The organism is candidate division WOR-3 bacterium, assembly GCA_039801245.1.
Lineage (GTDB): Bacteria > Hydrothermota > Tepidihabitantia > Tepidihabitantales > Tepidihabitantaceae > JAOABP01.
The window spans coordinates 38142-45650 of the sequence record JBDRUF010000007.1; the positions used below are offsets into that span (position 1 = coordinate 38142).

Genomic DNA, 7509 nt, shown 5'->3' on the forward strand with positions numbered 1-7509 from the left:
AACTTGCGCAGAAAGGAGAACCGCAATGAGCCTGTTAATCTATCTTTTCCTTCTTTCCCCTGAAAAAATTTTTCAGGGAAGGGTTTTTGATGCGGCAACAAGAGAGCCGATTCCCTATGTGGAAATTAAGATTATCCAAACAGGGGGGAGCATCCTCACCGATTCGGCTGGATTTTTTGCAGTGAGGGATGCGCTGCTGCCGGAAAGGGTGGCAATCTCTGTCTCAAGGATTGGGTATGAGACCAGGTTCTATGATGATGTCTCCACGGATGGAAAACTCACCGTCTTTTTAAACCCTGTTGCCATTCCTGTTGCCGGGGTAACAAGCACCGCCACAAGGCTGAGGTTAAAGACCGAGCCGGCTTTGCCGGTTGCGGTTATTTCAGATGAGCCCGGTGCTGTCAAGGGCAGAACCGACATCAGCAAACTGATTATTGAGGCACCGGGGACAATTGTTCACGATTACGGCAACCTGAGCACGGTCTCTGTGCGCGGGGCATCGGCTGAGCAGACCCTAATAATGCTTGATGGTGTCCGGCTCAACTCCAGCCTTAACAACCAGGCTGATTTGACCCTGATTCCTTGCGGAACTGCCCAGCGGATAGAGGTGGTGCGCGGTGGCGCATCCGCGCTCTATGGTGCCAATGCGATTGGCGGGGTGATAAATATCATTACGCCAGACGCCTCTTGCCAGGCAGTTAATGCCACCGCCGGTATCGGTTCATTTGGCAAACGCTACGCCAATTTTAACCTTTGTTTGCCCGGAAGGGTTAACCTGCTTTTTGCCGCGGGTCTTCTTGATGCAGAAAATCGGTTTCCTTTTAAGGACAGTCTGGACTCATTGCGGTTCCGGAAAAATTCCGATTTGACCCGTGCCGATTTGCTTTTCAAGTCAGGTCTGAAACTGGGCAGGCAGTATCTTTCCCTTTTGGGAACCTGGGCTGGGGCAAAAAGGGGCTCGCCCGGACCTTTATCCTTCCCGAGTGACAGCGCCAGGCTGAATGACGAAAGGCTCCTCTTTATTTGCGGCTATGACCTGCAACAAACCGACAATGCCCGATTGAGCGCCCGGTTTTTCCATCAGCGCTCATTACAGAACTATTACAACCCCGATGAATACTTTTTTGCGAGTGACACCCACAGGACGCTTCGCACCGGTCTCAATGTGAATCAGCGCATCTTAGATTTTGTCTTCGGGCTTGAGTCCGATTGGGAAAAGGCTTTGAGCACAACCGTGGGCAGACCATCCCGGCTGACAACCGCATTTTATTTTGAAGGCGGGTTGAACTATCAGGGGGTTTCCTTAAACCCGATGCTCCGTTACGAAATTATGAAAAACAGGCGTGATGATGCAACTGCTTATCACCGCACCTATGGCGCCTTCAGCCCGAAACTGTCCGTTGTCATTAACAGGTTTAGACCTTTAGGTTTTTACCTGAGCGCTAACCGCTCCTTCCGTGCGCCCACATTTAATGAGATGTGGTGGCCAGAAGATGCCTGGACAAAGGGCAACCCTCGCCTTGCGCCTGAATGGGCAACTGGATTTGATGCCGGTGCTGGGTTGAATATCGGCAGTATTGGTCTGTTGCGTATGGGATTTTTCCATTCCCGTGTGAAAGACCTGATTCAGTGGCAGCCGGATGAGAACTTTGTTTATCAGCCGGTGAACATCGCTCAGGCAAGAATTACTGGTATTGAACTTGAAGAAGAGCTTGGATTTCGCTGGATTGGTCTCAAGGGCAACGCCACCTACCAAATCTCCCGTTCAGAAACACTTGACCTGTCCTACCGACCGAGAATTTCCGGAAGGGCTTCATTATGGCTTGCCTATCTCAAAGACAGTGTTCAGCCTCTCCGCATTACTCTCAGCGCAAAAGGGGCAGGAAAAAGGTTCGCCAACAGTGAAAATACCGAGACCCTGCCCGGCTATCTGATTTTTGATACTGATGCAACCCTTACCGGGACTGTGAAGAACCTGCGCCCCCAAATCATGTTTGGCTGCGACAACATTTTTGACCGCAGATATCAGGCTCTCAAGGGCTATCCTCTTCCCGGAAGGAGTTTTTATCTTGAGGTGGCTATCGGGATGTAGTTGCGACGGGTGGAGCTGGCTGATTGGTAAAACTGTGTAAAAGTTTCAGATAGGTGCTTTTTGTTGCCTCAAACTGGGCAAGGTATCTCTTTGGCACCGGCTCTGCCCGGGGTGGAATCACCTTTAGTGGATTGACCGGCTTGCCGTCCTTGCGGATTTCAAAATGGAGATGAGGACCGGTTGCCAGACCGGTAGCACCAACATAGCCAACCGTTGCCCCCTGCTGAACCCTTTTGCCGACCTTGATACCCGGTCCATAACCGGAAAGGTGACCATACCGGGAAACCAGCCCGCCCGAATGTTTTATCTCTACCATCTTGCCATAACCGCCGTTCCAGCGCACCATTGTCACCACACCATCCGCAATCGCACTCACCGGCGTGCCCCGCGGGGCAACATAGTCAACCCCTTGATGAGGTCGGACAACGCGCAGAATCGGGTGAAACCTCATCCCGAAATAGGATGAGACCCGGGCGAATGAGAGAGGGGAACGCAGAATCGTCTTCCGCAAAGACTGCCCCCTTTCATTGTAATAGTCCCAGTGCCCGGATGGGTCACAAAAGTAAAATCCCCACACATTTTCCGATTTACTCTTGTAATGAACCGCATAAACCCTGCCATAACGGTAGAAATCGCCTTCAACCTCAAGCCGGTCGACCAGCATCTCGAAGGTGTCCCCGTTGTTGCACTCGGTAAAGAAGTCAATATCATAGCGCAGAATTTCGGCAAACTCTACCACCAGTTCCGGTGTTCCGCCTAAATTCAACAGCGAGTTCCAGAGGGAGTTTTCAATCACGCCTTTGAAAACCGCCTTCACCGTATCAACCGGTTTATTGATTTTATCAGCGTGAGCCTCTCCTCCTGAATCCAACCTCACCTCATAACTGATAACCTTATTCTGATGATAATCAATCCCGAACAGATTTAAACCCCGATAATACAATGTAACCGAGTCCCCGGGTTTCATCTTGCGGAAGTTAAAGTCGGTTTTACTAAGGGCGGCATAGATTGAGTTTATTATTTCGGGGCTGATACACCAGCGCTGTAGAAGCCCGGCAAGGACCTCGTCATTCTTCAAGACATCACCACCGTAATAGGTTGATTCCGGACAGGGCGGTTCCGGACCGCAGAAAAGCAGGGTTTTGTTTCTATTATGGCGGGTAAAAAGGATTGCGGCAAGGGTAATAATGGTTACACAGACCGATAAAATCAGCGCAATCAACCAGCCATTTCTTACCTTGCCGTTACTTTTCATAAGTAAAATAAAACCAGGCTCATTGCCATTAACATCATCCCCGAAATGACACCGGCAACGCTTAAATGTTCATGACCGTAGGCATAAGAGCCGGGAATGAGTTCATCAAAGGAGATAAAGACCATCAGTCCACCAACACCGGCAAGCAAGAGATTCATCAGTCTCTCATTAAGAAAGGGCATTAAAATCAGGGCGGCAATCACCGCGCCTGCCAGTTCGGCAGCACCGGAAAGGGTTGACAACACCAGCGCCTTTCTTCTCGAACCGGTGGCGCAGAATACCGGCACCGCTACTGCCAGCCCTTCCGGGATGTTGTGCAGGGCAATCGCTACGGCAATGGCGATGCCCAGGCTACGGCTTTTAACCGCGCCGGCAAATGTCGCCATCCCCTCGGGTAGATTGTGGAGACCGATGCCGAGGGCAATCAAAATGCCAATGCGCAGAAGCGTTGTGGGCTCAACCTCTTGCCTCTTGCCGTAACGGTGGCGCCAGCCTTTTCCCATCGCTGGTGCCGGGTGGTCAAAACATTCCTGACTGACATCAATTGTATGCTCACTGATGAACTCATGCGGCACCACCAGGTCAATGACAAACATCAGCACCACCCCAATGAAAAAGGCAATCACTGCCGCTGAAAATCCCAACGAGCCGATTGCGGTCGCCAGCAGCTCGGCAAAGGAGACAAACATCATCACGCCCGCGGAAAAACCGAGGCTGAACCCCATAAAGCCGGCGCTCGGACGACGCACCGCCATCCCCAAAACGCTCCCCAGAGTGGTGCTGCACGCCGCGAGAGCGGAGAGGACAATGGCAAAGCCAAAATTTTCCCGCATCTTTAATACCGGGTTGTGCTGTTTCCCTTGGGTTCAAGCCTATGGCTCTGCATCAACCTCCTTAGCCCGCGAATCGTCTCTTGGGAGAGGGCGTGTTCCAGCCGGCAGGCGTCCCTTTGCGCCACCTCGCGGCTCACACCAATGACCTCCCGCAGAAACCGCTCAAGGAGGAGATGCCTTTGATAAACCCCATCCGCACACAATCTCCCTTTAGCGGTCAACTCCACACCGCCGTAATGTTCGTGCCGGACAAGCCCCTTTTGGGCAAGAATACCAATAGCGGCAACAACCGCAGGACGGCTGACATTGAGAAATCGGGCGATGTCCTTGATTCTCACCGGGCGCTGCTTTTCCCCGAGTATCAGAATCGCCTCAAGGTAGTTCTCTTGGCTTTCGCCCAGGGCGGTCTTGTCCCGATAAATGTTATGATTGACTAACATTGTTAATTAAGACTAATTTTAGCCACTTGGGCTTTTGTGTCAAGAAATTAATAAGCCCAAAGAGACCAAAAAGGGTTAATGGCACCCGGGGTGGTGGGGAGGACCTACCCTATAGTTATATTAAGATATTGAAAGAACATTGAGTTAGATATCTGTGAATCCTGGCAAAGGTAAGGTAGTCTAATAAGGTAGAAAGGAAAAAGATGAAAAAGGAGGTGATGGCAATGGCAAAGCATCTAACAACTTGGGATCCATTCCGGGAGATGGTATCTTTGCGGGATGAACTGGACCGGCTTTTTGACTCGGTGTTTGGCAGGCTGCCGCGGGAGCGGGCGGAGACATACTGGGCACCGCCTCTGGACATTGAGGAGAATGATGATTCCATCGTTGTCCGGGTGGAGCTGCCTGGTATGAACAAGGAGGACATCAAGGTGAGCCTGTCCGGTGACACCCTCACCATCTCCGGCGAGCGGAAGCAGGAGAGCGAGAGGAAGGGCAAGACCTATTACCGGGTGGAGCGTGCCTATGGGAAGTTCCAGCGGACGGTGACCCTGCCGGCAGAGGTTGAGGGTGATAAGGCGAAGGCATCTTACAAGGCTGGTGTCCTCGAGCTGGTTCTGCCGAAGTCGGAGAAGTCCAAGGCAAAGGAGATTACGATTGTTGCCGAGGACTAAAATCCCGGAATGGTAAATTGGGGGCGCCCCAAAGGTGCCCCTTTTTTGTTTTAGTTGAGCCGCTGTTCGGTTTTCGGGTCAAAGAGGTGGAGGTTTTTCAGGTCAAATTGGAGATTAACGGTTGTGCCCGGTCTTGGTGCCTTAGCCGGGCTGGTGCGCAACACACACGGGGCATCGCCGATTTTCAAATAGATCAGCGCCTCATTGCCCAACTGTTCAATCACCTCAACGCTGGCACGAATATCGCCGGCACTGGTGATATGGATATCTTCGGCTCTTATGCCCAGAACAACCTCCTTTTCCTGAGGAAGGCTTGGGGTAAATCCCTGAGGTAGATTGATGGTTAAGAATGGATTGACGAAGCGCAAGGGGTTGGCTTTGACAACGCCGGTGAAAAGGTTCATTGGTGGTGAGCCGATAAAACCGGCGACGAACCGGTTGGCAGGACGGTTGTAAAGGGTTAGGGGGTCAGCAACCTGAACCAGTTTGCCATCCTTCATCACAGCGATGCGCTCACCCAAGGTCATCGCCTCAACCTGGTCATGGGTAACATAGATGATGGTTGTACCGAGCCGCTGATGGAGCCGGGCAAGTTCGGTCCGCATCCCCACCCTTAGTTTGGCATCAAGGTTGGACAAGGGCTCGTCAAAGAGAAACACCTTGGGGTTGCGCACAATCGCCCTGCCCAGTGCCACCCTTTGGCGCTGACCTCCGGAAAGTTCTGCGGGTTTGCGTTCCAAAAGTTCTTCAATCCCCAAGATTTTTGCCGCCTCTTTTACCCGGATGTTGATTTCTGTCTTCGGCAGGCGGCGCATCTTCAAGGCAAAGGCCATATTTTCATAAACGCTCATATGGGGGTAAAGGGCATAGTTCTGAAACACCATCGCCACATCCCGCTCCTTGGGCTCAACCCCGTTGACCAGCCGCTCGCCGATATAGATTTCACCCTCATCCGGCTCCTCCAGACCGGCGATTAGGCGCAAGACCGTTGACTTGCCGCAGCCGGATGGACCGAGGATGCAGAAAAACTCCTCATCCTTCACCTCAAAGCTCACCCGGTCAACCGCGATGACCTCGGAACCAAATTTTTTGCTGACCTCTTTAAACAGGACCCGGCTCATATTGGGGTTTGTGCCAGAGGACCGAGAGGATGCGGGCAACGGTTGTCTTGAGGTTGCGTCGGGAAACAACGATGTCAACCAGTCCATGCTTAAGCATAAACTCGGCGCGCTGGAAACCTTCAGGAAGTTTTTCGCCAATGGTATCCTCAATCACCCGCTGACCCGCAAATCCCAGAAGGGCATTGGGCTCGGAGATGATGACATCGCCGAGCGAGGCAAACGACGCCATCACACCGGCGGTACAGGGGTCAATCGGAATGGAGATAAAGGGCACCCGTGCCCGGCGCAAGAGCCCAATTTCTGCCGATGTCTTTGCCATCTGCATCAGGGAGATGATTCCCTCCTGCATGCGCGCGCCCCCTGAGGTGGCAACGATGACAAGTGGACGCCTTTCCTCTCTTGCCAGTCTGATGGCACGGCAAACCTTTTCCCCCACAACCGAACCCATACTGCCGCCAATAAAGCCAAAGTCCATAACACCAAAAACCACGGGGGTCTTGGCAATCGCACCCCGACCGTAGGAAAAGGCATCGGCCCTCCCGGTTTTCTGCCGTGCCTCCCTCAGTTTTTCCTGATATTTAGGAAAGTTGAGCGGGTCAAGTGCAATCAGGTTGGTATCCAGTTCCTCCCAGGTGCCTTCGTCAAGCAGAATACGGATGTAATCGTCCGGGCTGATGCGGAAGTGATAACCGCACCGGTTGCACACAAAGAAGTTGGACTCAAGGGTTTTGCGATAGATTATTTCGCTGCAGCCGGCGCAGCGAAACCAGAGGGTTTGCGCCTCTTTGCCTGCCTTTACTGGCTCTGGCATAAAATTAGTATAGAGAGGGGCTAAGCCCGAGTCAAGGCAGAGCCCCTCTTATTTCCTTTAGCGCTGTTACTTTGGTGTAACTACCTTGAGCCACCGCGCGGTGGACGCTCGGTGCGGGCGCGTGCCTCGTTGACCGTCAGCTGTCTGCCTTCCATCTCAAACTGGTTGAGGGCGGCAATGGCAGCTGCGGCCTGCTCATCGGTAGCCATTTCCACAAAGGCAAATCCCCGAGAACGCTCGGTAAACTTGTCTTTGATTATCTCAACCGAAGTTACCTCGCCAT

8 protein-coding genes are annotated in these 7509 nt (G+C 52.5%); 2 read left to right on the top strand and 6 right to left on the bottom strand.

The features are described from left to right. Positions 1–25: 25 nt before the first annotated feature. The gene (locus ABIK47_02010) at positions 26–2092 is read left to right on the top strand and encodes a TonB-dependent receptor (GenBank protein MEO0019399.1); all 2067 of its coding nucleotides are present in this window, start codon (positions 26–28) and stop codon (positions 2090–2092) included. On the opposite strand, the gene ABIK47_02015 is transcribed toward ABIK47_02010, so the two are convergent. Genes ABIK47_02015 through ABIK47_02025 form a run of 3 tightly spaced genes read right to left on the bottom strand, consistent with a single transcriptional unit; the run spans position 2079 to position 4620 of the window. Then, positions 2079–3347, bottom strand: a complete 1269-nt coding sequence (locus tag ABIK47_02015) for a peptidoglycan DD-metalloendopeptidase family protein (GenBank protein MEO0019400.1) — start codon at positions 3345–3347, stop codon at positions 2079–2081. The genes ABIK47_02010 and ABIK47_02015 overlap by 14 nt on opposite strands. Next, on the bottom strand, positions 3344–4180 hold the full coding sequence (gene zupT / locus ABIK47_02020; protein ID MEO0019401.1) for a zinc transporter ZupT: 837 nt from the start codon (positions 4178–4180) through the stop codon (positions 3344–3346). Before zupT ends, ABIK47_02015 begins: the two co-directional genes overlap by 4 nt. A 2-nt stretch (positions 4181–4182) precedes the next feature. Beyond that, positions 4183–4620: a metal-dependent transcriptional regulator gene (locus ABIK47_02025; GenBank protein MEO0019402.1), complete on the bottom strand. Its 438-nt coding sequence runs from the start codon at positions 4618–4620 to the stop codon at positions 4183–4185. A 218-nt stretch (positions 4621–4838) separates the two neighbouring features. On the opposite strand from ABIK47_02025, the gene ABIK47_02030 reads away from it, so the two are divergent. Further along, positions 4839–5294: an Hsp20/alpha crystallin family protein gene (locus ABIK47_02030; protein ID MEO0019403.1), complete on the top strand. Its 456-nt coding sequence runs from the start codon at positions 4839–4841 to the stop codon at positions 5292–5294. 50 nt (positions 5295–5344) lie between these two features. On the opposite strand, the gene ugpC is transcribed toward ABIK47_02030, so the two are convergent. From ugpC to ABIK47_02045, 3 genes are all read right to left on the bottom strand, one after another. Then, positions 5345–6415 (bottom strand): sn-glycerol-3-phosphate ABC transporter ATP-binding protein UgpC, encoded by a 1071-nt coding sequence (ugpC, locus tag ABIK47_02035; protein MEO0019404.1) that lies wholly within the window; start codon positions 6413–6415, stop codon positions 5345–5347. After that, a complete protein-coding gene (gene accD / locus ABIK47_02040) occupies positions 6396–7226 on the bottom strand; it encodes an acetyl-CoA carboxylase, carboxyltransferase subunit beta (GenBank protein MEO0019405.1) in 831 nt (276 codons plus the stop codon). The genes ugpC and accD overlap by 20 nt, the downstream gene beginning before the upstream one ends. An 80-nt stretch (positions 7227–7306) precedes the next feature. Then, positions 7307–7509, bottom strand: a 203-nt coding sequence (locus ABIK47_02045) for an RNA-binding protein (protein MEO0019406.1), incomplete at its 5' end; no start/stop codon positions are given.